We start from the raw sequence: 900 nt of genomic DNA, 5'->3' as shown, positions 1-900 counted from the left end.
CCGCTGCGATCGACAACTGTCTGTCGGTTGCCGACGACACCGACACGCAGGTCGCGATCCACACCGACACGCTGAACGAAGCGGGCTTCGTCGAAGCGACGGTCGCCGCGTTCAAGGGCCGCACGATCCACACGTATCACACTGAAGGCGCGGGCGGCGGTCACGCGCCCGACATCATCAAGGTCTGCGGCGAGGCGAGCGTGCTGCCGTCGTCGACGAATCCGACGCGTCCGTACACCGTCAACACGCTCGACGAGCATCTCGACATGCTGATGGTCTGTCATCACCTCGATCCGTCGATTGCGGAAGACATCGCGTTCGCCGAATCGCGCATCCGCCGCGAGACGATTGCAGCGGAGGACATTCTTCACGATCTGGGCGCGCTGTCGATGCTCTCCTCCGATTCGCAGGCGATGGGCCGCGTCGGCGAAGTGATCATCCGCACGTGGCAGACCGCGCACAAGATGAAGGCGCAGCGCGGCACGCTGCCCGAGGACAACGCGCGCAACGACAACTTCCGCGCGAAGCGCTATGTCGCGAAGTACACGATCAACCCGGCGCTCACGCATGGCATCGCGCATGAAGTCGGTTCGATCGAGCCGGGCAAGTGGGCCGATATCGTCCTGTGGGAGCCCGCGTTCTTCGGCATCAAGCCCGCGCTGATCCTGAAGGGCGGCATGATCGCGATGGCGCAGATGGGCGACCCGAACGCATCGATTCCGACGCCGCAGCCCGTGCACTATCGCGAGATGTTCGGCACGCGCGGCGGCGCATTGGCGCGGACGTCGCTGACGTTCGTCTCGCAGATGGCGCTCGATGCGGACATCGCCGGGCGCTATGACCTCGGCAAGCGTATCGTTGCAGTAAAGAACTGCCGCAACGTGACGAAGGCGCACATGA

At 64.4% G+C, this 900-nt stretch carries 1 pseudogene; it reads left to right on the top strand.

Going from position 1 to position 900, the window contains the following annotated elements:
* Window positions 1-900: pseudogene (locus BN2476_RS44235) on the top strand (urease subunit alpha); the annotation flags it as partial.

It is taken from the genome of Paraburkholderia piptadeniae (assembly GCF_900007165.1).
In the GTDB taxonomy this organism is placed as follows: domain Bacteria; phylum Pseudomonadota; class Gammaproteobacteria; order Burkholderiales; family Burkholderiaceae; genus Paraburkholderia; species Paraburkholderia piptadeniae.
The sequence above is the reverse complement of the archived record's forward strand: the minus strand, read 5'-3'. Positions and strand labels throughout refer to the sequence as shown.